Genomic DNA, 25,249 nt, shown 5'->3' with positions numbered 1-25,249 from the left:
ATGAAAATAGAAGCAATAGCAGCAAATATTTTAAGTGGTTTGGAACAGTTGGGTGAAGATCCCGCATTATCACTTGAAGGCTGTGACTGGGGTGGCAGTCAGGTGCTGGCTTGGACTGGTTCCGTGGTTGCAAAGCTCAGTGAGCAGCTTGCAGAACAGGGCTCACAGCGAGGCAAAACACTACTCTGGCAAGCTGATAATTCTGGGAATGGGTTGCCTCTGCTGATGAACTTGGTGGCACTAAGGCTGGGTATCGGGTTTGAACTTGTGCCTGAGGCGAACCCAGAGAAGGATTGCTTGACCTTAGAGGTACAAATCCCGAATGCGTTAGAAGGCCATCGAGGTGAGTTTTCGGTATTGCTGGCAGAAAACACCTCCGTGGAGACAAACCTGACCTTACTCGAAGCGCAGCAAGAAGCTTTGGGGCCTATTCAGGGAAAGGTCGCCGTATTTTCTCCGTTCAATGAATTTGCTCGCTTTGGTATTTTCGCAGCATGGAGTTGTGGGCTGCCTGTGCGATTGCAGGACCCCGCTATCAACCCAGCTAAAGCGCTGGTGGCTCTGGAGCGTTCAGGGTTTTCCGGTGCGGTATTGACGTCAACTTTGCTAAAAGGCTTGGTCGCACACCCGGCATTGGCCTTGACCAATCTCAAAAGCCTGCAATGCCTTTTGTATGAAACCGATGTCTTGCTATCACAATCTCTGTTGCGGGATATTCAACGCTTATTGGCAAAAGATATTTCCGGTTGGGTCTGTACCGATAAAGGTATAGAACCTGTTGCAAAGGCCCAGCAAGCTCAGACCCAAAAGCTTGCGACTCTTGTTGAAAGTGTTGCGAAACACCCTGCGGTTGCCAGCTCCGTGACAATTCCCCTTGCTGGAGAGAATCGCTGGGCAGTCTTTGCGCAGCCCAAAATGCGGGCAGAGGCCAGTAACCTTGATATGGCAGGGTTGTTCGAGCGAATTAATACCGAGCTGGATGCGGAATTTGCCCATATTGATTTGGAATATGCGGTAAAGATTACGGAACAACTTAACGCTACTGCTTTGCTATCCATGCTGAATGCTTTCAGCCACCTGGGATTGTTTTGCGATCGACATTCAGTACACAGCTTAGCGGAAATACTTGAATCCCCTCCGGTGGCTCAGCAGCACCGAGCTTTGATCAAGCGCTGGATCAAGGTTTTGCAGGAGCAGCAGTTACTTCGTACTGATGGCGAGTATTGGTCGCCAAAGGTAGATCCAGACAGCTACAGTGATGCTGCCCTGGCTCTGGCATGGACTCAGCTGGAACAGGAATGGCGGATACTGTCTGGAGCCAGTAAAACGATCGATTACGCCCGCGCTAACGCGGAACAATTACCGGATCTGATTCGGGGTAAGGTTCAGGCTGTGCATCTGTTGTTCCCTCGTGGAAGCACGGAGTTAGCGAGTGCGCTTTACCGGGAGGGTATAGCGGCCAGGTACCAGCAGCATTCAGTAAGAGCTTTATTGAAGTCCATCTTAAATAATTGGGAAGGCCAGCAACAGACTCTGAAAATACTGGAAGTTGGCGCTGGCACTGGGTCGACTACCCAGGCTCTACTGCCAGTGTTGGATAGTGCCAGTGGCCATATCAACTTTGAATTCCAGTTTACGGATATCTCTGCGGCTTTTCTCGACAGCTTTTTCGCAAAACATGGGGATCAGGAGCAGCGCCCCTGGTTGCACCGTGGATTGTTTGATATTGATCGTTCACCGCGCAGCCAGGGATTTTCCCCCAATAGCTTCGATGTAATTATTGCCGGTGGTGTTTTTAACGCTGCCCGCGACACAGATGCGTCATTGCGCAGGGCAGCCGAGTTATTGCGCCCTGGTGGTTGGTTCATTATGACGGAGCCAACCAGTGAGGAGTTCTGGGTGATGGCATCACAGGCGTTTATGTTGGTGGATGCCGTCGATGAGCGCACAGATACCGGTGCAACCTTTCTGTCACTTTCTCAATGGCACAATGCCTTGGATGCTGCCGGCTTACAGCTGGTCATGGATTTGCCTGTCTCCGAACACCCTTTGTCCAGGCAAGGGCATCGCTTCTTCGCCTGTAGAGCCAAGCAAAATCAAGTGCGACTGACAGCAGATTGCCTGGCCGAATATCTCGATCACTTTAATTCTGAAATCTATATCGAAGTTTTGGACCAATTGCCTCTGACTCTTGAGGGTCAGATAGACAAGAACCAACTAGAGCAATGGGCCGTGTCCATGGCTGAAAACCGGGGAGAGTCAAATGGGAATTGATAACCGCAAGCGGGTTGTCGTTGCAGGGACAGGTTTTGGTCGTATTTATCTCGAAGCCCTGACATCGTCCAGATTACCCGGCCGAGAACATTTTGAACTCTCTGGATTATTGGCTCGTGGCAGTGATTATTCCAGGAGCTGTGCCGAGCAATATGGAGTACCGCTCTATACCGAGGCAGAGCAGGTCCCCGATGATATCGATATTGTGTGTGTTGTTGTGCGTTCTGGTGCAACCGGGGGCGAGGGTTCTGAAATAGCACAATCGTTTCTTAAACGAGGCATTCATGTATTGCAGGAGCATCCGGTCCACACCAAGGAAATTACCGCCAACCTGCTAGCTGCAAAGCAGGGGAATTCGGCCTATGCCGTTAACACCCTATACCCCAATTTGCGCCCCACCAGGCAGTTCCTGGCTGCGGCAGAATACTTACGTCGGCACCAGCGCCTGGAAATGATCGATGCTATTTGCAACAGCCAGATGGCCTATCCGCTATTGGATGTTATTGGTCGTGCAGTGGGCGGGCTTCGCCCCTGGTCTTTTAGCGAGCCGGTGCAACCAGAGGGCCATCCTTTTCAAAGTCTGTCGGCTACCTTTGGTGGTGTGCCCATGACTTTGCGTATTCAGAATCAGGTTCATCCACAGGACCCTGATAATCATTCCCTGCTATTACATCGGCTTGCTATAGGTGGCGAGGCTGGGGTTTTGACTTTGACTGATACTCACGGCCCCGTGCTCTGGAATCCCAGGTTGCATTCACCAAGGGACCAAACCGGCCGGCTTATTTTAAAGGGTGAGGGTACAGAGCGGCTGGCCGTTCCCAGCATGGTTACCCTGGGCGATACGGAAATGCGTAGTTACCACGATATTTTTGCCCTCACTTGGCCGGAGGCGGTTATTGAGGCTCTGCACTCCCTTTGTACTGATATCGCACAACCCGAGAAGCGCAAGCAAAGTGGTCAATGGGCATTGAGTGTCTCAATGGCGTGGAGTGATTTAACGGCCCGAATCGGTATGCCGACGTTGATCCAGCGAGGGGAACCGGAGCCGGTATCAGTTCAGGCACTAGCGGATATTGTCGGTCAGGCTTGCGACTAGAGTTTTAAGAAAACACGAACAGCACAAAAAAAGTGATTACGGAATTTTTACTTATAAAACGGGGTTAGGAGGAGAGATGCAAAATCAATCAGGGTTGATCATCGAAGGGCTCTTTAAGACATATAAAAATGGGGTGAAGGCGTTAAACGGCGTTAACTTGGAAGTTGGCCCCGGCATGTACGGATTACTTGGGCCTAATGGTGCCGGGAAAAGTAGTTTGATGCGTACCTTGGCTACCCTGCAAACCCCGGACAGTGGTCGGATCATGCTGGATGGTGTGGATGTGCTGGCAAAGCCGGACTTTATGCGCAGTAAACTGGGCTATTTGCCGCAACATATCGGCGCCTATCCTGGAATTGCAGCGCGGTCATTGCTGGAGCGTTTTGCCTGGCTCAAAGGCTTCACCGAAACAAGCGCAAGACGCCGTGAAGTGGATAGGCTATTGGAGCAGGTCAATTTGGCCGATGTAGCCGATCGAGCCGTATCAACCTATTCCGGCGGTATGCTGCGTCGTTTTGGTATTGCCATTGCATTGATTGGCGAGCCGCGCCTGATCATCGTTGACGAGCCAACCGCTGGCCTGGACCCGGCTGAACGCAATCGCTTTCACTGTGTTTTGGCGGATGTCGCGGCGGATGCCATTGTATTGCTCTCTACTCATATTGTTGAAGATATCGAAAACCTGTGCCAGCGCCTGGCCATATTGGCCTCAGGGCGCATTGTCGTTGAGGGCACAGCTCCGGAGGTCACAGACCCTCATATAGGCAAGATGTGGCAAGCACTGATTCCCCGTGGCGAATCACTTCCCGCATCCCTGCACAATATTGCCAGACCCGATGGTACCCAGGTAATCGTACACGGGGAAAAACCCGCAGACTCTCGTTTTACTGCCCACACGCCTCGCCTGGAAGATATTTATCATCTGGCTATTGAGCAGGTAAAAGACCAGCGGGAGGCTGCATGAACAAGCTGGCGCTTATTGCCCATGAGGCAAAGCTGGAGATAAGAGCCGGATTTAGCAGCGGCATCGTGGCTTTGGCCTTCTGGGGGCTGGTGATCTACCTGCTTCTGAATTTGGTCAATGCCGACTACATGCAAAAAATGGGGGCCACAGATATTCCCCGGAACTCACCATCACTCATTTACCTGATGGGTGCGGGATGTATGTTCTTTCAGTTTTTTGCCTGGGCCTGGGTTTTCTCGCAGCCTATTTTGCGGGACCGCAAAGCCAGTCTGCATGAAGTGATCTATACAACACCGAATTCCCTGAGCGTAATGCTTTGGGGGCGGTTTCTTGGCGCAGCGGTAATAGGAGCCATATTAAGTGCATCTGCGCTGGTAGGGTTTTTGGTCTCGCCGGTATTGGTGTGGATGGGCTTGCTGCCCGAAACAGCGATTGGCCCAGCCCCTGGAAAGCCCTTGGATTTGCATGGATCTGGTTACAGATTCCCGCGAGCATCGGTATTGGCGCTCTGTATTTTGTCGCTACGTTGCGAACTCGCAGCCTGGCCGGTCCTTTTGGGCTTGCAGCGGCTTTAATGATGTTGTGGATGTTTGCTGTGATCGTTCTTCGGGGTGGCAATATTAATCCGCAGCTGGCTGCGGTAATGGACCCCTCGCTATTTACTTTCGTTTATACGGAGGTTACTTCCTGGACACCTCTGCAAAAATCAACCTCGCTATTGCCGTTTACTTTGGGTTCGGTACTGAATCGAATTCTATGGTGTCTTGTTCCTTTACTTGCCTTGGCGGCTTGCCTGAAATACTTGCGAAGGGAAACACTGGTACTGGAAGGGGCTGACAAACCTGCCCGGGCTAAGGCCGCTAAAAAGGCAGCCACTCGCAAGGTTAAAGATTTCTCTTCATCTAAGCCCGATACCGCATCGGTTGGCCGCTCCCTGCGTCAACTCATGCTGGAAGCCCGCTGGAGATTATTTCACGTATGGAGTAGTCGCGCTTGGTGGGTCGGTGTTGCGGTCCTGGTAATAATGGGGGTGGTTAGCTCGTTTACCCAGATCATCTGGCACGCTGAAGGGCCTATGGCACCGCGCTTGGAAATGCTATTGCCGCTTCTCAAGGATGTTATTTTCCTGGTTATTGCTTTTGTAATCGCCGCATTGACTGGCTTGGTGTGCCGCAGGGATCAGGTGCCCGGGTTTGACGACATACTGTCTGCAACCCCCGCGCCCGACTACACACGATTATTTGGCGTTGCCCTTACCGTATTCGCCATGACGGTGCTGTTGGCCCTGTTGCCGGGTCTATCGGGCATTATTGCTGTGCTTCTCACCGCTCCGGCATCTGTCGATATCGTACAGGCGTTCACTTATCAATTGCTGATAGTGACAGCTCCTTTATTGGAGTTGTCGATGATGGTGCTTTTGGTGCATGCATTGTTCCGCCATGCGGGCTTTGCCTATTCCATGTCAATGTTTGTGACCTTTATTCTGGTCCTCAATCATGAGCTGGAGCTGGTGCATTACCCGCCCTATGAAGTGGGTATCACTGCTCATATTCAACTGTCAGCACTCAGTGGTTGGGAACCCTGGATCGATTATTTATTGGCCTTGGATGGATTTAAAGTTGCGCTTGCCCTATTGATGATCGGCCTGGCTGCTCTTTTGATTCCCCGTGGACTGGATAGCCGCATGTCTCAGGGTTTTGCCCTGATATGTTCACGTCTTATGGCCCCTCAGGGCGCCCTGGTGGCTTGTTCCGCTTTATTTCTTCTCGGTCTCGGTTCTGTATTGGGAGATAGGCTGGTAGTGCAGGGCGGGTATCAATCACCAGAGCAACTCAAACAAGAAGATGCCCTCTGGGAATCTTATTGGCTGCCGAAAGCGAGTGGGTTTGAGGTGTCCGGTGGTGAATTGAATATCAATATCAACCCGGATAACCAAACAGTAGAAGGTGAGTGGTTATTGCATAAAGTTCATGTCGAAGGGCAGGGCTTGCAGTTTGAATTACCCCACGGATTTGTATTGGTTAAGGCCTTAGTGGGCGGGCGTGAAGTCACACCGGATCAACGTTACGACCATATGTCGCTGCCAGTATCAGGCTGCTCTGAACAGAGTTGTAACATCAAACTGTTGTGGCAAATGACGGCGCCGGGGTGGTCCGCAGAGGGAGAGCCCTCAGGGCTGACTGCCAGTGGAGTCTGGTTACAAGCGAGCGATATTGTTCCGCGTATCGGTGTTGACCCCGAGCGTATCTTGCGTGTGTCAGCGGAACGTGAAGCGCTGGGCTTGAACCCTGAGTTCAGCCTGCCGGCTTCACAACTGGCCACAACCCTTGAGGGCGCGGCCCCATCGGGGGACTGGCGTTGGCAGATCCAAATCCAAAGGGATGATAAAAATGTCTTTAGTGAGCAGGGGAGCACTCATGGCCCCTTGGATTTCTCCATTCAATGGGCACCCAATACGAAACTAGCGGTATTCGATGGGTTTGATATTTCCCATGATTCCGATCGTTCAAATATGGTTTCCGCCATTGCTAAAGACGTTGGGCAGATGCAGGCCTGCGTGAGCCAGCGGCTGGGTACTGATATCGAAATTAAACGGATTGCCCAATGGCCAAGAGGACTTGGAGAGACACGGGCCAGCGGTAATTTGCTGCAACTGTCCGAGGGGCCTCATTGGGATATCGCCGATGAAGGTACAGGGCGCTGGCTGCGACGGGTCGATATCGCCCGAGCCTTGTCCCGCCAGCATTTACTGGAAAGTTCGGACTTACGACGTATTGCCGGCTCCGCGTGGCTCAGCGATGGAGTTTCTGGAGCGATTGGCCTGCTTTGTGTAGCGGAAATCGACGGCATTGAAGTGCTTGATGATGTGCTGGTTCGATACTCCGATAAGACGACCAGAGACTTGGCTGGCAGTGAGGTACCCGTTGAGCGCTTAAGCACCGCACCGATTTCCGGTTGGACTCGCTACTACGCGCCGGTGGCTGCACTGGACTGGACGCTTCTGCAATCTCCTGAGTCCCTGTCCGCGTTACTCGATGACATCAAGCAGCAGAAGAATATTGAAAATGTACTGAGCGCTTATGTCGGTGAGACACGGACACAAAATATGCTCGGGGCTCCTCTGTCATCAGCTCTGACGGTCGAGTACCTGGAGTCCGGTCAAATACGCCTGGACGGACAGCGTTGGCGCTGGGAGAAGGGTGGATGGCAACCGGTCGCACAAACGGCCAGCTACCGTTTGCTAGCCGATATCAATGAGTTGGATTCTGAGGTCATCAATGGAAAAACGCTGATTGAGCGTCTGCCCTCGGAGAAAGTTCTAGCGCTGGATATCTGGCCTTCCTATCAGCGGGACCCTGCACAGAATTTACTGGCTGAGAGTTCTGAAGTATCGAATATCAATTAATAGCCTAAGTAATAGAAAGGAAATTCAATTTATGCTCAGCTTAAACCTAGATAAGAAAGTACTTGCGAAACAAATTTCGCTAATATCGGCAAGTCTGTTATACGCTTCCGGAGCCTACTCTACGGCGGAAGGAGCGGAAAAGGAGAGTTCTTCCGAAATAGAAATGGAAGTCGTTGAAGTTACTGCCCGGCTTACAAAAGAGAAAGCCAAGGATGTTCCCTTCAGCTTGAGTGTTGTTAGCGAAGAGGATTTGAAAAACCGATTGCTGCTCAATTTTGAAGATGCATTACGCAGTGCACCTGGAGTAGATGTTTATTCTTCCAGTGGTGCGGTGGATGCAAATATCCGTATTCGCGGGGTTGGTTCACTGACTCAGGTAAATAAGGATGATGGCTCCGTTGTAGTGAACCTTGATGGCGTATCTATGCCTGCGGGAAATGTGTCCCTTGGGACCCTTGATATCGAAAGACTGGAAATATTAAAGGGTCCTCAAGGGACCTTATTCGGGCGCAACAGTGAAGCTGGCGCTATTAATATTACCACTAACAAGCCAACCGAAGAGTTTGAAGCTTACGGACGTGTAGAGCTCGGAGAGGATAACCAGAGTTTATATCAAACTGTTATCAGCGGCCCATTCTCTGAATCACTCCGTGGCCGAGTAGCCATCCGACATATCAGTGAGGACCATTGGGTTGAGAATACGACTAACGGCGATCCAATGACTGAACCCAAAGACCTGGCTTTCAGAGGTAGTCTGGAATGGGATTTGGGTGCGAAAACATCAGCCTTATTTATTGCTGAGAAGCAACAACAGGAAGGCTTTCTGAACCTTCAGTTATTACAACCTTTCGGTGATGACCCTGGCAGTGAACACACACCAGGAGCTTTTGACGATAATGAAAAAACCGTTGAGCGATTTTCCACTGAAATCAATCACCAATGGGCTAATACTCAACTGACTTCTATCACTGCATTGGTCAACACGGATTTTAGTTACCTAACCGGTTTTGACCAAGAGACTGCCCAAGCAGTGTTCAATTTCCCAATGGAGTATCTTCGTGGCGATAGCCAGGACGAGCAGACCATCAGCCAGGATCTACGCTTGTCCTCATTGCCTGAGGCATCTACATTCTGGGTGATTGGACTCAATCTACAAGAAGGTGAAAGAAGTTTTGACTCAATTGATTTGGTGTCCTTCGCCAATCAATACCGGGATTACGATACTGATAGCCAGGCTATTTACGGTGAGACTACATTACCTGTAACTGACTCCCTAAAATTTACAGCTGGATTACGTTACACCCAAGAGAGTAAGAAGTACGCCGGTGAGTATTCCAGCTACGGTATGGATGGCAATCTCTACGTTTCTCAAGATCAAAGAGATTTGGACGATAGTTATACAACTGGCCGCTTGGCTCTTGGTTATTCGCTGTCCAATTCCACAAATATCTATGCAGTTGCCGCACGAGGCTATAAATCCGGTGGGTTCAATGACTTTGCTTTGCAGTCTGCCGATAGCGTTGCTTACAAGCCCGCAACTGTCGACACCTTCGAGCTAGGCATTAAAAATGAGTCAGACAGTTTGAATATCAGTGGTGCTGTATTCTTTAGCTCAGTGGAAGATGATCATTTGTTAGGCTTTGATTTTGCTTCCTATTCCTCTGCTGCAGTAAACGCAGATACGGAGACATTTGGTGCAGAGCTTGAGGCCGATTGGTTTATTACCGAGCAGTTTAGTATTGCCGGTGGCTTGAGCTTCCTGGATACGGAAATTACAAAAGATGTGTATGGTGTTTCCGGTGGTGACGTTTTGGCGGGTAATGAAGTGCCTGACGTACCCAGCTGGAGTGCTAGCCTGGCATTGAATTACTACCAGCCTCTACCAGACTTTATGGGGTTAAGCGCACCGGCTCTCAATACCAACCTGACTGTACGTCATGTAGATGAGCGCCCGGCAGATGCACAAAACCACTTTAACCTGGATGCTTACAGCAAGGTGGACCTTCGTGTAGCACTGCAAACGGACTCTATGGAGCTTTATCTGTTTGCTGACAATCTGCTTGATGAGCAGTATCAGTTATATGGCTACACCAATGCGATATTTGCCCCTGATGCCAGAATAGGGGCGCCGGCAAAAGGACGTCGTGCGGGAGTTGGAGTTCTATACCGTCTGTAATAAGATTTCGACAGTTTAGTTAACGACTGTTTTATCTATCTTGATGGTGAGTGGATCAATCTCTGTAGAGATTGATCCACTAAATAGCTCAGAGGCTCCTTAGCTTGCTGGGTTGATTTTACTCCCATGCAAAAGAGTCGGGTCCAAATTTTCTCTCAGACCACTAACCTCTATACCCGTAACTTTGGTTGTAGGCCCGGGTTTGATATTAAATGTGGAATCTTTATCGATTAAACGTTGTACAGTTTTCCAGTCCTGTTCACTGACTTCCATGTGCACTTTACTCAGGCCAGTAGCACCATTTTTATGGTTTGTTTCTTGAGGGTACTGAGGTGGGTTATATGGACTTACAATAAATGGCAGTCGCTCAGAGCGAGGATAAACAAAGCGGAAGCTGGTTTTTTGTCCGTTTGGCTTGGTTCGTTGCCAGGGAATCACTCGCCCGGTTTGAACACCCTCACGCTTCATCGCTGAAAGATCATTATCAAAATCGTCACTGACTAAGGCAACATCACAAAAACCTTCTCCTTCTTGCGACCAACGTATCATCCTACGTCCTGCGCCCCGGCCGGCAAAGAGGTCAATAATCCATTTGAAGTATTGAGCATTGGATGGTGATGTTAGTAACTCAATAATCGCTCCCTCACGAAACCAAATATGTGCGTGCTGAGCACTTTTTTCTTTCGTTGCATAATCTACGGTAAAACCCAGCTGGCGAAAATCCTGTACGGCTTGATGAATATCCTCCACCCAGAGTAAAACGTGGCTACAGCGTGTTCTCATAAGAGTGCCTTTTGTCTAAAAATAGTGTTGCTTGTTTGGTTTTTATTTTTTAGGCGGCAGTTGTTAGTTAATCATTTCTTGTGGTTGATTTAACCATACCAGAAATTACGATAAGGGTGATTTAACTTTTTCCGAAATTTCAATAATTATGAAAGTAATATAATCTACTTGGTGATTCTTTCATGAATTGTATGGCCTCTAAACAGAGTAGGGATCAACGCTCCGTACTGCGAATTGGGTATCTATTTCTAAAAAGCACAAAAGACTGATGTGACTTGGATCGCGCAGAAATTACTCTGAAACCTCAGGTTTCATCCCCACGCAATATTTGGCGGGAACCTCATCTAAGCTAAATGCCTTCATCAGTTTTCTGCTTGCTCCCACATAGGACTCTGCCGTTGCACCTGACCAGTAACCCGTATCACAACTCAGGGAAACACAATCGCCTCCAAAAGTTACAAAAGACTTATCCCGTACAATCTTGCATGTGCATATGGCTTTAAGTGGATTCATCGGGTCGACAATGCAGGGTTGATCCAGGCAATCAGTCCACGGTTTACCTTCGGGGCAGGAAAGTACAGGCTTGGTGGGAGCCTGCGCGAAAGAAAATGTCGATAAGGCTTTTTTGACGTCGTTTGAGTCAGTCACAGGAGTTCGGTTTTTACATTCAGAAAACCCGAAGTTCAACCCCTTATTAACGTCACATCTGCAAACTGCATTTGAATCTGGATTACTGGGATCTGGAATGCATGGGGCAGATGTGCATAGAACATACTCATTATTACAAATGATGCCCTCACTATTCTTGATTGAGTTATGACTATTCTCTTCTGCTGCCGTTTTAGCTCCCATAAAAGCAAGGGAAATCAAAATTATTGTGAATAGAAGTGACAGTTTCATCATGAGCAGCTCTTTTATACGTTAATCGCCAAAATAGAATGTAAGCTGATATTTCTCAGATGAAGACGATTGAAGTGTCGTTTTTTCGATTGGACTTGACTTCATCCCGCTCGATATCTCATGGACTATAAGCCCGTTTACGGTGCCTCTGTTCTATTCGACAAGGGATCTTTGGAGTTAAAAGATACACTGGGGCCGCCGTGGGAGTATGGTTGGGAGGCTGAAGGTTTTAGCGGTAAAATTTGGGATCGAACCCTGGCTCCATCCTTGGGGCCACAAAAGAAGTGGGTAGCGGCTAGGTCAATGACATATAGATAAAATTCAAGTTAGCTTGCGGTGGTTTTGGCCAATTTCAATAATCCAGCTTTCAGAGACACCGGAGGCTTCAGCGAACTGCTCCCAATTTGCTACCGCACTTGCGACCTGATCAATTATCTCCATTGGACGCTTAATGCTGATGGATTCCCCTAATGTTATTAAGTCATCTAAATTGAAGTGATCACGCTTTCCGTTAATACTCATCTGGTGTTGACTTGTCCAAGCTCCGCCAGGATTGTGGGCATAAGTCAGGTCAAAGGCTGGTGAAAGAGACCATTCTCCGGCTGGGTCCATAAGAAATGCAATATTCTTTGTATGATCATCTTGATTCCTGGCCAATACGTTGAAGACCATACGGCGATATTGCTGAACGGCTTCATTTTTAGACAGATATAGTTCACGTATTATGCTGAATACTTGCTCATAGGAGTGTGCGCCTGCCATGTTGAAATCTAAGTGCGCAATACCACATAGAGACTGCATATGAAGCTTTTGCCCGTTTACCCGATCAAAGCGCCGCGTCATAAAATGCGCTCGGCCATTTTCCTCCAGTAGCCCGCACTCCGCCATATTGATACCCGCTTCGCGAGCCATATGATAATAGGCGTATTCAACCCGCCCATAGCCATCGCTTGCCCTGAGTTCAAGATCTCCCGCGCCGTCAAATTTTAAAAGCCAGTAGTCATAGCCTTTAGGGGCGGGGACCTGACCAGAGCGAATATCCCCCTTATCATTCATGGCAATAACTGCTTTTGCTCGAGCGCCTCCCGCACTGGTGCCAACGCGCAAAATGTCCAGCAAGGAGCCTGATTTTTCAGTATCACTATGTCTAAATTGCGTATTGAGATCCGTCTGCCTATTGGTAATTGCGGCAGCTAGATTGACTAATTCTTCAACGTTCAGGTCGACAGAGTCTTTGAAGGTGCCGTCCACCGCTGGTTGAAATTCAAGCGCGCCCATGCCACGAGTACCGGTGTAACAGAGTCGCTCAATAGGGTTGAAGCTGTCTGGAGTTCGCCCTTGGCGTGCGAGCCAGGCATCAATCACCGCATTGCCGAATTTGTCAGGCAGGCAATCGGCGAGGAGTCCCGGTAATCCTTTAAATGTTTCCCGACCGAGGCCGCGAAATGTATATGGCTCTTGTGAAGTTTCAATTGGCATGGTTATCGGAGCAATATCCAGCCCCCGACGCAAGAACTCCGGTGCATACTCGAATGAACCATAACCACTGTCACCCCAGTGGACAGCGCCTACCAACTCGCCCCACAAGTGAACTGTTGCGGCATTTGTCTGGTTTACCATTCCGGCTTGCTCCTTTTCTTATTGCTGTTCAAGGGCAGGGTATCGCGCTGATTCTGTGAGCTGCGGCTGGCTCTCTGCCGCTGTTTACCTTGAGTAGCAATTTGCATCGGACTTACTGCCGGTTCAGGTAAGAAGCTATCCAATGAATCAAGTTGGCGAAGTACTCTCAGCGCAGCAACAAGGCTATCAAGCCTGCCACGACCAGCCTCCAGCCCTTTAATGGTGGAGGTGGATAGGCCTGCACGCTCAGCCATGTCATCCTGAGTAAGGTTCATTCGTAAGCGGTAGTTTTTGAGACGATTGCCCAGCGACTCAAGTATTTGCTTATCTGATTGACCGTGAAATCCCATAATAGTTGCCTTTCCACCCTTTGGTTAGGTTTTGTCGAGCTAAAGGGTGCTTTTTGAGCTATTATAGTCTACAAAGGTTAAAAGTGTTAATAGGTGGAGTTGCAGCTATTAATGCTTAAATTGATCGTTTACAGGTGTTATTCAGGCTATTATTTGTATTAATCCTATTATTGATGGAGGCCGCCTCTACCGGAAGCTCAACTTCTGCTGGCGATAAGAGAAACACCTGTTCTACATAAGATTTGATGCCATAGGCGGGCGACTACTTTCCTCGGGGATGATTAGGCTCCACTGCTGCTATTAGATTTCTTGCCGTTGCCAAATGGGAACAACTAAGAGGTTTCTATGGAGATTTACATTAGCTACTGCCATGAACAGTGGCCGCAAATTAACTAGAAGCAAATTGTTTCCCTATATTGTTCTATGGGTAAACCAACAGTAGCTGACCGTTACAAAATTTATCCCTGTTAACTCCTAGTTAATAGGAAAGCTTATTTATAAGCTTACTTGTAGTTTGTGGGGGAAGTTTGGTTGTGATTAACTTTTTATAAATCTGAATACCAGTTTTAGTATAGAGAGTGTCAGCTCTTCTAAATCTTATATCTTCTGCTATTTACGTTGTCTTAGGTTCTTAGTTAATGGACTATCGTACAAAAAATATCGGGATAGCTCGCATTGTGACTCCATATTGGACTTTCGAGTGAAAAACGCCTTTACTAAGCTCCTCGTACAAGCAGGTATTGAGTTAATTGGGTTTGCAGTCTAGTTTCACTGGTGCGCATCCATTTCGTATTTGAAAGCCACTCTAAGTATTGTAGAAAAGTAGATAATGAAGAAAAAAATTGATGCGGCTATATCAATAGTTTTAGTGATTTGTTCATTGTTGGCCGTAGGCAAGGTTTGGGCAAGGGAAGAAGTTGCTACGTCTCCCATACCAGATTGGGTAACAAAGGTAGTAGTTCCTGAAGTAAAAGAGCGGCCGATCGATAAAATCCAGGATGGGGTTCATTATCTTCTTCTGGACTCGCAGATCAAAGCGGGGGATAAGCCAGAATTTGAATACTTCTTTCGAATGGCTGAATACATTATTAACCCAGAGGGGGTTGATGAAAGCTCACAGATAAGTATTGATTATGACCCAGAGTATCAAAAGGTTACATTACATACTCTTAATGTGATCCGCGATAGACAGGTTTTAAATAAACTCAATACTGCGCGAATAGATCATATTCGGCGCGAAGAGGAAATGGATGAGTCAGTTTACCATGGCCAATTAACGCTCAATATATTGTTAGACGATATCAGGGTGGGTGATGTTGTAGAGTATAGCTACACTCGCTCAGGGGTGAACCCTGTTTATCACGGGATATTTGCATATAACTCTAGTCTGAATTGGTCTGTCCCACTTGAGAGACTCTATTTGCGTATATTGTGGGAGAAGCAAACACCTCTCTATAGTTCAATTTTAAATAGCGATTTAGAACTCAAACAAAAAGATCTGGGGGGTGCCAGAGAGTATATCATCGAGGACAATAAACTTGATCCACTTAAATCTGACGATGGGACTCCTTCCTGGTTTAGTCCTTGGGGCGCTATTTACTTTAGTGAACTGGCAACCTGGGAAGATGTTGGTGTCTGGGGATTAGGGTTATATCAAGGAGTTTTTAATGTTGATGCGGAGATAGCCAAATTAGTCGCTGACATCAAGTTAAATCACAAAGATAAGAGTTCCCAAATCTCTGCCGCACTTCGGTTTGTCCAGGGGGAGATACGTTACTTAGGGATAGAGTTGGGGGAAAACTCACACAAGCCCAGACCAGCCAGCACGACTTTGCGGTATAGATATGGAGATTGTAAAGATAAAACCGTACTGTTTCTAACTCTATTGAAAGAACTTGGAGTTGTTGGCTACCCGGCTCTAGTCAATACCGAAACAAGACTTAAAGATAGAATCCCCAGCGTAAGGTCATTTGACCATGTTATCAGCTATTTTGAATTTGAAGACAAAGAGTATTGGGTAGATCCAACGCGTAGCTATCAGCATGGTGACTTGAGCAGTATTTTTCAGCCAGATTATGGAAAAGCACTAATACTCAGGCCGGGCATTGATGACTTGGTAAATATGGAGCCAGATGTCGCAAAGTATGGAGTATTTGTAAAAGATGAGTTCACAGTACTGGATGACGGCCCTGCAACCTTTACAACCACTACTGTAAATTATGGTAAGGACGCTGAAAGGCAGAGACAGCGTTTAGCTAGCAATGGGCGAGATCAAATACAGACAGAATACTTGGAGTTCTTTGAGGATTATTATTCCGGGATTGAAGTCGCTGCTCTAATTGAGCTCGAAGATAACCCAGAGCGAAATATATTCACCTCTCATGAGCAATATAAGCTGGAAAATTTCTGGGAAGATAAACCAGATAGAAAGCGCCAGGAGGTTGATTTTTATGCAAACATTGTTAGCCCATGGGTATCTGAGCCGGATGATCAGGATAGGCACCATCCCTTGGCTTTATCGTATCCAGAGCATATAGAGCAGGTTATTGAAATTCACTTCGAAGGAGACGATTGGTTTTTTGATAGTGAGTATTTTGAGGAAGATAACAGCTTTTTCTATTTCAAAAATGAGGTTTCCTATCAGGAAACCAGTAAGACACTTTCACTGAAATACATATACCGCAGTAAAGTTGATCATGTTAAGCCGAGTGAATATCAAGCCTACGTAGAAGCTATTAACAAACTCAAGAATCAACTGAGTTACGGTATCTATCAGTCTTATGCAAATACCTCAGGAGATACTGAGAGTTGTTTCTTATCACAGTTATCGCTCGCCACGTATATCTATATCTATGCCGCCATGTATGTCTTCCTGGTCTTTATGTGGCGCTTTGATAGATGGAAGAACCCTGTAAAGGAAGATACGATTTTTTACCCTGTCTCCCTGGGTAAGCTGACGGCGATGTGGGTTTTTACATTCGGAATTTTTGGTGTTTATTGGTTTTATAGAAACTTCAAATATATCCGGGAGCAGGAACGTAGTGCGATCATGCCGCTCGCTAGAGGTATTTTTAACAAGTTCTGGTACTTCCCCCTTTGGAATAAACTCCGTGAAGATAGTGAAAATCGATATGGTAAATCATATTTGCCAAACAAAGGATTTGCAGTTGTATTGGCCATTACCTTTTTGATCTCACCAGTCTTGGGTAGATATACGGGCTACCCCCTGGTGTTCCAGCTTCTAACCGTGCTAACAGTATTGCCATTGGCAAACTATTTACTGTTTGTGAATGGTGATAAGTCACCAGCGGTAATTGAGGGTTCCAAATGGCATGCTAGGCATGCTTTGTTAGTGGTGTTGAGCTTGCCGGTGTGTGGGCTGGTGGTCGGTGGAGAGTTTGGTATTTTAGCTAGCGACAAGGTTGTTGAAGGAAGTGAGATATCAGATAGGGACCTCAAGTTTATGCAGAGAAAGGGGATCCTAAAGGCTACTGATGAGGTAGCATATTTCTATAGTGACGCGCTTCTATTCGTGAGTGAAGATGGCAATGGTTTTACACAACGCCATGTATTTTCCTATTGGAAAGATGGGGATATTTTGGAAAAGGAAATGGCATCTTACGAGGATATTGAGGATCTACAGGTAGACTGGTCCAGTTCTTTAGGAGATACCACTACGGTAACGGTTGTCAGAAAAGATGGTAGTGATTTTATACTTTATGTTTCCAATCTTGGGGGGAAGGATAAGGTGTTTATATCCTCCCTTAAAGAGCGATTGAAAGCTGTTCTATAGGTAGGTTGGGAGCTGCTGGAGCTTAAATTTATAAAATTGCTCCAGCTGTCCTACCTTGAATTTTTTAGACTTGGGATAAGGTAAAATTCATAAATACCTCTTGTACTTTTTCAGTCTTCAGGTTTCATACCTAAAGACTGAAAAAGCCTCTGATGTTGTTCAGGTTCCATTTCTTCAAACTTATGGTGCTATGCGAGCGTTGAGGCTTCATCAATCCCTTCGGCTCTAATGATTTCTACCCATTGGCTCTTTGTGACCATTATTCAATAGAGAGTTGTCCGCTTTCTTTCCTACGCACCCAGCTTGCTGCCAGTAAAAATTGCTGATAGATTCTAAATGTGATCACATTTCAGCTGGGCAAAAATGTAAATAAGTTAAAGGGAAGGGATAGTTTATGGTGAGTCCGATTGTAAGGGCCGGGGTGGAGCAGAGTAATGAAGTCGCAGGACTGGTAACAAAATTGCTGCAAGCCCTTGTCGGTCATAAGCGCAACATCGATCCAGAGGTGATGGCAGTAACGGCTAAGAAGCTGTTATCACAAGATAATGGATTCCATGCTTTCCTATATCATGTCGATGGAGCTCCTGTAGGAGTTATTACCCTATCCAGATCTGCCGCTATTTATGCCGGAGGCAACTACGGGGTAATCGAGGAGCTGTATGTTGAACCAGGGTTCCGCTCGCAGTTTATTGGCAAGGCTCTTTTGGCTGAGGCGATCAGCTTTGCGAAGGAAGAGGGCTGGCCACGGTTGGAAGTTAGTACTCCAGAAAGAGAAAACTGGCAACGAACAATTGATTTTTACCTCCGAGAAGGTTTCCTCGAGAATTCGGTCGGGGAGAGGTTGAAGCTGGAGCTGTAGCTCTTAACCTGAAAAGGAACAGGCCGCTTTGGAAAATGAAAGTCGTATTGGTTGAGTTTGATCTGACAGGGTAATTCAAAAAGTAGCGCTGTCTGCCAGATCAAGCCTGAGCCAAAGGGCTCAGTGGTGTGTCAAACCAGAGCTGCGACTAGCCTCAAACAAAAACCATGACCGCTTTTCTGCCTGATCAATATACTCTTCCAGCAAGCTTGCGGTAGCAATATCTCTATGCTCATCACAAAGTTCGTGGACTTTACGCATACTTGAGATCATTTCCCGGTTATCTTCGCCTAGCTCTAACAACATATCTTGCGGATCTACATACTCGGCATCATTGTCTGAAGATCGTTGTAGCTTGGCGATATGGCCAATGGAGCGAAGCGTAGTGCCTCCTAGTTTGCGCACGCGCTCCGCCAGGGCATCGGTCATCTCGAATACTTCATCGGCTTGATCATCGAAAAGCAAATGATAGTCCCTGAAGTGGGGGCCGCTAACATGCCAGTGAAAGTTCTTTGTCTTCATATATAGGCTGAAAGTATCTGCCAGCAGGGTATTAACGGCAATAGTAATGCTGGCCCTCGCACTCTCACTTAAATCAGAGGGGGCGGCTAGCCTGGATTGTGTGCCTACCGCTTCTCCAGTTGCTTTTCTCATATTAAACCTCACAAGTTATGACAAAGGGACAGGTGTGGCAGTCGGTGTCTCCATGGCACTAGATTAGACACCTATATGGCGACTAGCCATTCACAAAGGGGAAGATATTTAAGGTCTTCACGAGGGGCTGCGTAACTTGGGGTATTTAAACATTGATAGCGAAGACGCGCTGGAAACAATTGTTTGTCGGCACTGCTTAAACCACCAAAAGTATGCCCTTGCCATTGAAGTTGCTACTGCACTTAAAAAAAGTGTCCTCTCTGAATTTGATAGTTCTCGGGGAAGTAAAGAAGCCTATGCCTATAAAGCTATATCCAGGTGCGATCGTTTAATTTCACTGGCGAAAGAACACTTATAAAGGTCAAGATATAGCAGTTATACAACTCGGAGGGATTAGATTTGCTGTTGATTTATCAAACGGTGAATGGTTAGCTCAAGTAAGAGGCTGATAACTAGCGCCGATTAAAGTAGTAGATTTTTTCTTTTCTTTCATACTCGCAAGAGCGCCCATCCCTCATTGAATCAACTTACCAGTCATCAAAAGTCATAGTTAAATAAAATATTTTTGATGTGATATAACATTGCTTTATGTTTGAGGGATAAGGCCGTATTTTTTGTCATAAGTGATCTGTTAATCCTCTTTGGTTGTGTCTTCCGTGAACCATTCCACACTTTTTTGCGGAAAAATATTTATTACCTAAGTTTTTTATAGAGATTTAAAACTTGTCATCGCAGTCCACATGAGTTTCGAGATCTCCATTGAGGACAACAATTTCCAAGTCGTTATACATTTGTACCAAGTTGAAACAATGGTACCAATTTCGCTCAAGCTAACTAAATGATCCTAAATTCAGCAGTTTTTGGGCTTTCCCTTTATAGAATTTATTTAGCCAAAGCGGGGCGGTTTAGGAGTAACCAATATCGAATGATTTTTTGGTATTGGAATAAATATAACTTCGGAGAAACCACAATAATGAAATTATCTTTAAAATTTCTTTTACAAAAGACGGCTTTAGCAAGTGCATTCTCATTGCTATGCACTGCGCCTTTTGGTGCCTATGCGGAAGAAGCGGATAACAAGCTGCTAACTGATCGCATCATCGTTAAGTACAAAGAAAGCGCTAAAGTTGGACGGGCCGCTACTATGGCTCAGGAAACTGTGGAAAAAGCTTCCCGTCGCGCTGGCCATAAAATGCACCATCTGCGCCGCATAGCTACTGGCGCTCAGGTAATGCGCCTGGAAGGTCGAAAAAATAGAGCTGAAGTAAATGCAATTATCGATCGCCTGAGGCAAGACCCGGATGTGGAGTACGCAGAACCAGATCTGATCTTGAAAGCAGTGGCTGTACCTAATGACCCAAGTTACCTCAATCAGTGGCACTACTATGAATCTACCGGTGGCTTGAACCTTCCATCAGCCTGGGATACCACTGCGGGTAACGGGGCTGTGGTCGCGGTACTCGATACTGGTTATCGACCCCATGCAGACCTGGCAGCCAACATTTTGCCGGGCTACGACATGATCGACGATACCTTCGTTTCCGTAGATGGCGATGGTCGCGATAGCGATGCCACCGATCCGGGTGATTGGTATAGCTCTGGTACTTGTGGAGATAGCTCCTCAAGCAACAGTAGCTGGCACGGTACCCATGTTGCCGGCACTATCGCTGGCGTTACCAACAATAATCTTGGTATCGCTGGTGTTGCCTATGAGGCCAAGATCGTTCCTGTCCGTGTGCTCGGCCGTTGTGGTGGCTATACGTCAGATATTGCTGACGGGATCATTTGGGGGGCTGGCGGTTCTGTCAGTGGCCTGCCAGCCAATGCGAATCCCGCCGACGTACTCAATCTCAGTCTTGGCGGCAGCGGAAGCTGTGGTACTACTACACAAAATGCCATCGATACTGCCCGCAGTCTCGGTGCCACGGTTGTTGTAGCCGCTGGCAATAGCAATGCTAATGCAAGCCAATTTACTCCTGCCAGTTGTGATGGGGTGATCTCAGTGGCTGCGACTAATCGCAGTGGCGGTCGTGCTTACTACTCTAACTACGGCAATGTAGTAGATGTTGCAGCACCGGGTGGAGCACAGAGCTTCGCCAATGACTCCGACGGCGTCCTCTCTACCTATAACAATGGTGCTACTGACCCAGGCAGTGATAGTTACTATTACATCCAGGGCACCAGTATGGCGGCGCCTCATGTGGCCGGTGCCGCAGCATTGCTCTACTCTGTAGACCCTACCTTGACCCCAGATGAAGTTGAATCAATCCTCACCAGTACCGCGCGGAGCTTCCCGGCTTCTTGCAGCAGCTGTGGCTCAGGTATTGTCGATGCAGCAGCGGCCGTAGCCTTGGCTAATGGTGGAGGCGGCGGTGGTGGCGGTAACGACGGAGGTGAACTTGAAAATGGTGTTGCTGAGACTGGTATCGAGGGTAACAGTGGTGATGAAATTAACTTCACCCTAGAAGTGCCTAACAACGCTACAGACTTGTCTTTTGTAATGTCCGGTGGAAGCGGCGATGCTGATCTCTACGTTCGCCATGGCAGCGCCCCCACAACCAGTACCTATGACTGCCGCCCCTATACTTCAGGCAATAATGAAACTTGTGATATCGATAACGTACAGGGAGGAACCTATCACGTCATGGTACGTGGATATAGCTCCTTCTCTAACGTTAGCCTCGTAGGCAGCTACACCGCAGGTGGTGGCGGCGGTGGCGGTAGCGACAGTTGGGAAGAGACAAATCTCAGTGGTTCCCGCAACAGCTGGCAGCACTTCACTATCGACGTTGATAGCGGAGCTTCAACACTGAGCGCCGTAATGTCTGGTGGCAGTGGGGATGCAGACCTCTATGTTCGTTTTGGCCAAGAGCCCACCCGCACAGCGTACGATTGTCGTCCTTACGAGTGGGGTAATGATGAAAGCTGCAGCATCAGCAATCCAGACGCAGGTACCTGGTATATCAGTATCCGCGGTTACTCTGACTACTCTGGAGTTTCTTTGAGTGCTAGTACTGAGTAAATGGGCCAACTCCCACTCGACAGGTTCCTGTGGGGTGGGTTGATAGCTGTTCTACTCAAATAATGCCAGTCAGTTAAGCTGACTGGCATTTTCATTTAACACGTTGATCTCCGCAGAATCCTTTCCCAGTTATATTGCCGGCAATATCCCCAATTCTGTGATGATCATTTCCACTGCTCGATTAAAGCTCGTTTTATCAGAGTGAATTAACTTCAAGCTCCAGCCTTTTCTTTAAAGTTGATAAATTTCGAAAAGTATTTTGCAGCCTTTCTGTGCACAGTGATTGGAAAGCCTTTAGTTATCTCTATATCGGTGCAAAGACAGATAAATAAGTTTGTTTAGGTGGAGGCTGTCACAAGAATAGAAAGAGGCCGGCAATCACCTAAGAAGGATGCATCGGTTGCCACTACTATCCCTGTGGGCAAAATTGAAACACTGGTACTAATTTTGTCTCGATATCCAGCCATGACTTGCTCAGGCATATATCTTGCGTAAAGCCTAACGTGCCCTGTCACAACAGGGACAGTGGTACTAATGATTAGGATGTTACACCCCGTCGGCTAAATCATCATGGAGAGATAACAATAATGAAGTCACTGTTGAAAAAATCCACTCTAGCAGGTGTGTTTTCACTTCTATGTACAGGCTCCTTCGCCACCCAAATGGATAACCTAAGTAGTTCCCCAACAACTGACCGGATCATTGTGAAATACAAGCAGGATTCCACGATCGGACGGTCAGCGAGCATGACTCTGGAAACTGTGGAGAAAGCCTCTCGCCGTGCGGGCCACAACTTGCGCCACTTGCGGCGCATGGCGACGGGTGCACAAGTCATGCACCTGGGGAGCCGAAAAAGCCAAGCCGAGATCAACCTGATAATCAACCGCCTAAAACAAGACCCCAATATTGAGTACGCTGAGCCCGACTTGATGATGCACCCTATGGCGGTCCCTAATGACCCCAGCTATTACGACCAGTGGCACTACTTTGAAGCTGATGGTGGACTGAATTTGCCCGCAGCCTGGGATATAACTCAGGGGGAGGGCGTGGTAGTAGCAGTTATTGATACCGGTTATCTCGCTCACACAGACCTCATGGACAACTTGCTGCCTGGTTACGACATGATTTCGGATTCCGATATCGCTGTAGATGGGGATGGCCGTGATAGTGATGCCAGTGATCCCGGGGATTGGTATACCGATAGTTACTGCGGAAACCCACTGTATCCCGAATTTGATAGCAGCTGGCATGGCACTCATGTGGCCGGCACCATTGCTGCCGTCACCAACAACAATATGGGTATCGCTGGGATAGCCCATAAAGCAAAAGTGCTCCCCGTTCGAGTACTCGGCCGCTGCGGCGGTTACACATCTGATATTGCTGATGGCATTGTCTGGAGCGCTGGCGGCTCGGTTAGTGGTGCACCAGCCAATGAAACTCCGGCTCAAGTGTTGAACTTGAGCCTGGGGGGCTTTGGCCTCTGTGGAAGCACAACTCAAAGTGCCATCAATACAGCCCGTAGCCTGGGCGCCACAGTTGTTGTTGCCGCAGGTAACTCTGGGCGGAATGCCTTCTGGTTTTCGCCGGCTAACTGTTCAGGAGTCATTACAGTATCCGCGACCAACCGCTCCGGAGGACTTGCTTACTACTCCAACTACGGCAATGTGGTCGATGTCGCTGCCCCCGGAGGTGAAACTAACTCGGTGGAATCCGATGGTGTTCTCTCTACATTAAACAGCGGCGCGCGAACTCCCGGTAGTGATAGCTTCGCTTACTACGCCGGCACCAGCATGGCCGCTCCACATGTTGCCGGTACAGCCGCACTTATATATTCAGTCAAGCCCGATGTTACACCAGATGAGGTTGAATCCATTCTCACCAGTACAGCCCGAAGTTTTACAGGCTCATGTCGGCGCTGTGGGTCAGGCATTGTTGATGCGGCGGCAGCCGTTGAGGCCGCTATAGAGAATTGAACTGTCGAAAGGCGCTAGCTTAATAAAAGACCGACATTTCGTCGGTCTTTTACACTTTCCCACTAAAGGATCTAGCCAAGTACAGGGGTGAGGTTAATATTCATCCTTGTTCCCATGCGGGAAATGGATCATTCAATGTCGCCCAGTATTCTTTGCCTCGTAGCACTTCGTCCTCGCTTAGCAGGCAGTCATCAAGCGCTTTTGTCATGCTGGTTTGATTCAAACTCTGGCCAATAAATACTAGTTCTTGCCGCATATCACCAAAGGGTTCTACCCATTGTTTTTCAATGGAGCTGCGATAATTTTCGTCTGTGGGCCAGTTTTCTTTGGGTATAGCTTTCCAGAACATCCCAGCGAAACCATAGTGGGCAATGCCTCCCGCTTGACTCCATTCGCCTGCAAACTCAGGGCGGGACGCCAGCCAAAAATACCCTTTGGAACGAATTAACTTGCCGTGCCTCTCAGTATTGTGCAGAAATTGATGAAATTTTTCTGGATGGAAGGGTCTACGTGCTTCGTAGCTGAAACTGCTAATGCCATACTCTTCCGTTTCAGGAATATGTTCACCTCGCATCTCTTTAAGCCAACCAGGTGCTTGCTGCGCGCGCTCGAAGTTAAATAAGCCGGTACTTAGAACCTCGTCAATATCGACTTGCCCTTGAGAGACCGGAACTATTTTTGCCTGCGTATTTAGAGTTCGCAGAATGGCCTCTAGGCGCTCAACATCAGAAGGGCCAGCTAAATCTGTTTTACTGATCAGAATGACATCTGCGAACTCGACCTGGTCGATCAGCAAATCAGTTACACTGCGTTCGTCGTCTTCACCTAATGATTCACCAGCATCCTGTAAAAATATGGCCTCGTCATAGTCCTTTAAAAAATTGACTGCATCGACCACCGTCACCATTGTGTCCAAACTGGCAACATCAGAGAGAGAAACACCATTTTCGTCGGCAAAAGTGAAGGTTTCTGCAACGGGTAAGGGTTCAGAAATCCCTGTTGATTCAATAACGAGATAATCAAACCGTCCTTCCTGCGCAAGCTTAGTGACTTCCTCCAGAAGGTCTTCCCGCAGAGTGCAGCAAATACAGCCATTACTCATTTCAACAAGCTTCTCCTCACTACGGTTAAGAGAAACTTCGTTCTGTACTTTCGTCGAATCGATATTGATTTCACTCATATCATTGACGATTACAGCAATTTTTTTGCCTTCGCGATTGTTCAGTATGTGGCTAAGTACGGTAGTTTTACCGGCACCTAGAAAACCTGAAAGGACGGTGACAGGGAGTTTGTTTGTATGTGCCATTAGCCTCTCCGCACTCTGAGTATTCATCCATGTGTACTAGGTTAACCAGATGATGCGCAATGATATATCGTAT

The 25,249-nt window shown here is 47.6% G+C and carries 17 protein-coding genes; 11 read left to right on the top strand and 6 right to left on the bottom strand.

The window, feature by feature from the left end; all coding sequences use genetic code 11:
• The 6 genes from P0078_RS02310 to P0078_RS02285 all read left to right on the top strand — a co-directional run bounded on the left by P0078_RS02310 (position 1) and on the right by P0078_RS02285 (position 9,916).
• A complete protein-coding gene (locus P0078_RS02310) occupies positions 1-2,274 on the top strand; it encodes a class I SAM-dependent methyltransferase (protein ID WP_282932864.1) in 2,274 nt (757 codons plus the stop codon).
• Entirely contained in the window at positions 2,264-3,370 is a 1,107-nt protein-coding gene (locus tag P0078_RS02305; protein WP_282932863.1) for a Gfo/Idh/MocA family oxidoreductase, read from the top strand. The genes P0078_RS02310 and P0078_RS02305 overlap by 11 nt, the downstream gene beginning before the upstream one ends.
• Before the next feature lie 76 nt (positions 3,371-3,446).
• The gene (locus P0078_RS02300; RefSeq protein ID WP_282932862.1) at positions 3,447-4,334 is read left to right on the top strand and encodes an ABC transporter ATP-binding protein; all 888 of its coding nucleotides are present in this window, start codon (positions 3,447-3,449) and stop codon (positions 4,332-4,334) included.
• Positions 4,331-4,909, top strand: coding sequence for a hypothetical protein (locus P0078_RS02295; protein ID WP_282932861.1), 579 nt, complete (start codon positions 4,331-4,333; stop codon positions 4,907-4,909). Before P0078_RS02300 ends, P0078_RS02295 begins: the two co-directional genes overlap by 4 nt.
• A gap of 20 nt (positions 4,910-4,929) precedes the next feature.
• Positions 4,930-7,740, top strand: a complete 2,811-nt coding sequence (locus P0078_RS02290; RefSeq protein ID WP_282932860.1) for a hypothetical protein — start codon at positions 4,930-4,932, stop codon at positions 7,738-7,740.
• A 31-nt stretch (positions 7,741-7,771) separates the two neighbouring features.
• Positions 7,772-9,916 (top strand): TonB-dependent receptor, encoded by a 2,145-nt coding sequence (locus P0078_RS02285; protein ID WP_282932859.1) that lies wholly within the window; start codon positions 7,772-7,774, stop codon positions 9,914-9,916.
• Positions 9,917-10,015: 99 nt separating this feature from the next.
• On the opposite strand, the gene P0078_RS02280 is transcribed toward P0078_RS02285, so the two are convergent.
• The 4 genes from P0078_RS02280 to P0078_RS02265 form a co-directional block, all read right to left on the bottom strand.
• Entirely contained in the window at positions 10,016-10,699 is a 684-nt protein-coding gene (locus P0078_RS02280; RefSeq protein WP_282932858.1) for a VOC family protein, read from the bottom strand.
• 291 nt (positions 10,700-10,990) lie between these two features.
• Complete coding sequence (locus P0078_RS02275) at positions 10,991-11,602, bottom strand: hypothetical protein (RefSeq protein WP_282932857.1); 612 nt, start codon at positions 11,600-11,602, stop codon at positions 10,991-10,993.
• A gap of 318 nt (positions 11,603-11,920) precedes the next feature.
• Positions 11,921-13,219: a type II toxin-antitoxin system HipA family toxin gene (locus tag P0078_RS02270; protein WP_282932856.1), complete on the bottom strand. Its 1,299-nt coding sequence runs from the start codon at positions 13,217-13,219 to the stop codon at positions 11,921-11,923.
• Positions 13,213-13,569, bottom strand: a complete 357-nt coding sequence (locus tag P0078_RS02265; protein ID WP_282932855.1) for a helix-turn-helix transcriptional regulator — start codon at positions 13,567-13,569, stop codon at positions 13,213-13,215. The genes P0078_RS02270 and P0078_RS02265 overlap by 7 nt, the downstream gene beginning before the upstream one ends.
• A gap of 829 nt (positions 13,570-14,398) precedes the next feature.
• On the opposite strand from P0078_RS02265, the gene P0078_RS02260 reads away from it, so the two are divergent.
• Positions 14,399-17,362 (top strand): DUF3857 domain-containing transglutaminase family protein, encoded by a 2,964-nt coding sequence (locus P0078_RS02260; protein ID WP_282932854.1) that lies wholly within the window; start codon positions 14,399-14,401, stop codon positions 17,360-17,362.
• Between the two features lie 394 nt (positions 17,363-17,756).
• Entirely contained in the window at positions 17,757-18,221 is a 465-nt protein-coding gene (locus P0078_RS02255; RefSeq protein WP_282932853.1) for a GNAT family N-acetyltransferase, read from the top strand.
• A gap of 120 nt (positions 18,222-18,341) precedes the next feature.
• Here the strand turns inward: P0078_RS02255 and P0078_RS02250 are convergent, their stop codons facing one another.
• Positions 18,342-18,875: a Dps family protein gene (locus P0078_RS02250; RefSeq protein ID WP_282932852.1), complete on the bottom strand. Its 534-nt coding sequence runs from the start codon at positions 18,873-18,875 to the stop codon at positions 18,342-18,344.
• A gap of 136 nt (positions 18,876-19,011) precedes the next feature.
• Here P0078_RS02250 and P0078_RS02245 point away from each other — a divergent pair, with 136 nt between their 5' ends.
• From P0078_RS02245 to P0078_RS02235, 3 genes are all read left to right on the top strand, one after another.
• Positions 19,012-19,233, top strand: a complete 222-nt coding sequence (locus P0078_RS02245) for a hypothetical protein (RefSeq protein ID WP_282932851.1) — start codon at positions 19,012-19,014, stop codon at positions 19,231-19,233.
• Positions 19,234-19,848: 615 nt separating this feature from the next.
• Positions 19,849-21,897, top strand: coding sequence for a S8 family peptidase (locus P0078_RS02240; protein WP_282932850.1), 2,049 nt, complete (start codon positions 19,849-19,851; stop codon positions 21,895-21,897).
• 587 nt (positions 21,898-22,484) lie between these two features.
• Positions 22,485-23,870 (top strand): S8 family peptidase, encoded by a 1,386-nt coding sequence (locus tag P0078_RS02235; protein WP_282932849.1) that lies wholly within the window; start codon positions 22,485-22,487, stop codon positions 23,868-23,870.
• Positions 23,871-23,970: 100 nt separating this feature from the next.
• Here the strand turns inward: P0078_RS02235 and zigA are convergent, their stop codons facing one another.
• Positions 23,971-25,176, bottom strand: coding sequence for a zinc metallochaperone GTPase ZigA (gene zigA, locus P0078_RS02230; protein WP_282932848.1), 1,206 nt, complete (start codon positions 25,174-25,176; stop codon positions 23,971-23,973).
• Between the last annotated feature and the right edge of the window lie 73 nt (positions 25,177-25,249).

The sequence above is a fragment of the Microbulbifer sp. VAAF005 genome (assembly GCF_030012985.1).
Lineage (GTDB): Bacteria > Pseudomonadota > Gammaproteobacteria > Pseudomonadales > Cellvibrionaceae > Microbulbifer.
The sequence above is the reverse complement of the archived record's forward strand: the minus strand, read 5'-3'. Positions and strand labels throughout refer to the sequence as shown.

Coding starts and splice junctions, on each gene's coding strand:
- P0078_RS02235 (WP_282932849.1), top strand. CDS start 22,485: ATGAAGTCACTGTTGAAAAAATCCACTCTAGCAGGTGTGTTTTCACTT.
- P0078_RS02265 (WP_282932855.1), bottom strand. CDS start 13,569: ATGGGATTTCACGGTCAATCAGATAAGCAAATACTTGAGTCGCTGGGC.
- P0078_RS02260 (WP_282932854.1), top strand. CDS start 14,399: ATGAAGAAAAAAATTGATGCGGCTATATCAATAGTTTTAGTGATTTGT.
- P0078_RS02275 (WP_282932857.1), bottom strand. CDS start 11,602: ATGATGAAACTGTCACTTCTATTCACAATAATTTTGATTTCCCTTGCT.
- P0078_RS02295 (WP_282932861.1), top strand. CDS start 4,331: ATGAACAAGCTGGCGCTTATTGCCCATGAGGCAAAGCTGGAGATAAGA.
- P0078_RS02285 (WP_282932859.1), top strand. CDS start 7,772: ATGCTCAGCTTAAACCTAGATAAGAAAGTACTTGCGAAACAAATTTCG.
- P0078_RS02305 (WP_282932863.1), top strand. CDS start 2,264: ATGGGAATTGATAACCGCAAGCGGGTTGTCGTTGCAGGGACAGGTTTT.
- P0078_RS02250 (WP_282932852.1), bottom strand. CDS start 18,875: ATGAGAAAAGCAACTGGAGAAGCGGTAGGCACACAATCCAGGCTAGCC.
- P0078_RS02300 (WP_282932862.1), top strand. CDS start 3,447: ATGCAAAATCAATCAGGGTTGATCATCGAAGGGCTCTTTAAGACATAT.
- P0078_RS02240 (WP_282932850.1), top strand. CDS start 19,849: ATGAAATTATCTTTAAAATTTCTTTTACAAAAGACGGCTTTAGCAAGT.
- zigA (WP_282932848.1), bottom strand. CDS start 25,176: ATGGCACATACAAACAAACTCCCTGTCACCGTCCTTTCAGGTTTTCTA.
- P0078_RS02255 (WP_282932853.1), top strand. CDS start 17,757: ATGGTGAGTCCGATTGTAAGGGCCGGGGTGGAGCAGAGTAATGAAGTC.
- P0078_RS02270 (WP_282932856.1), bottom strand. CDS start 13,219: ATGGTAAACCAGACAAATGCCGCAACAGTTCACTTGTGGGGCGAGTTG.
- P0078_RS02310 (WP_282932864.1), top strand. CDS start 1: ATGAAAATAGAAGCAATAGCAGCAAATATTTTAAGTGGTTTGGAACAG.
- P0078_RS02280 (WP_282932858.1), bottom strand. CDS start 10,699: ATGAGAACACGCTGTAGCCACGTTTTACTCTGGGTGGAGGATATTCAT.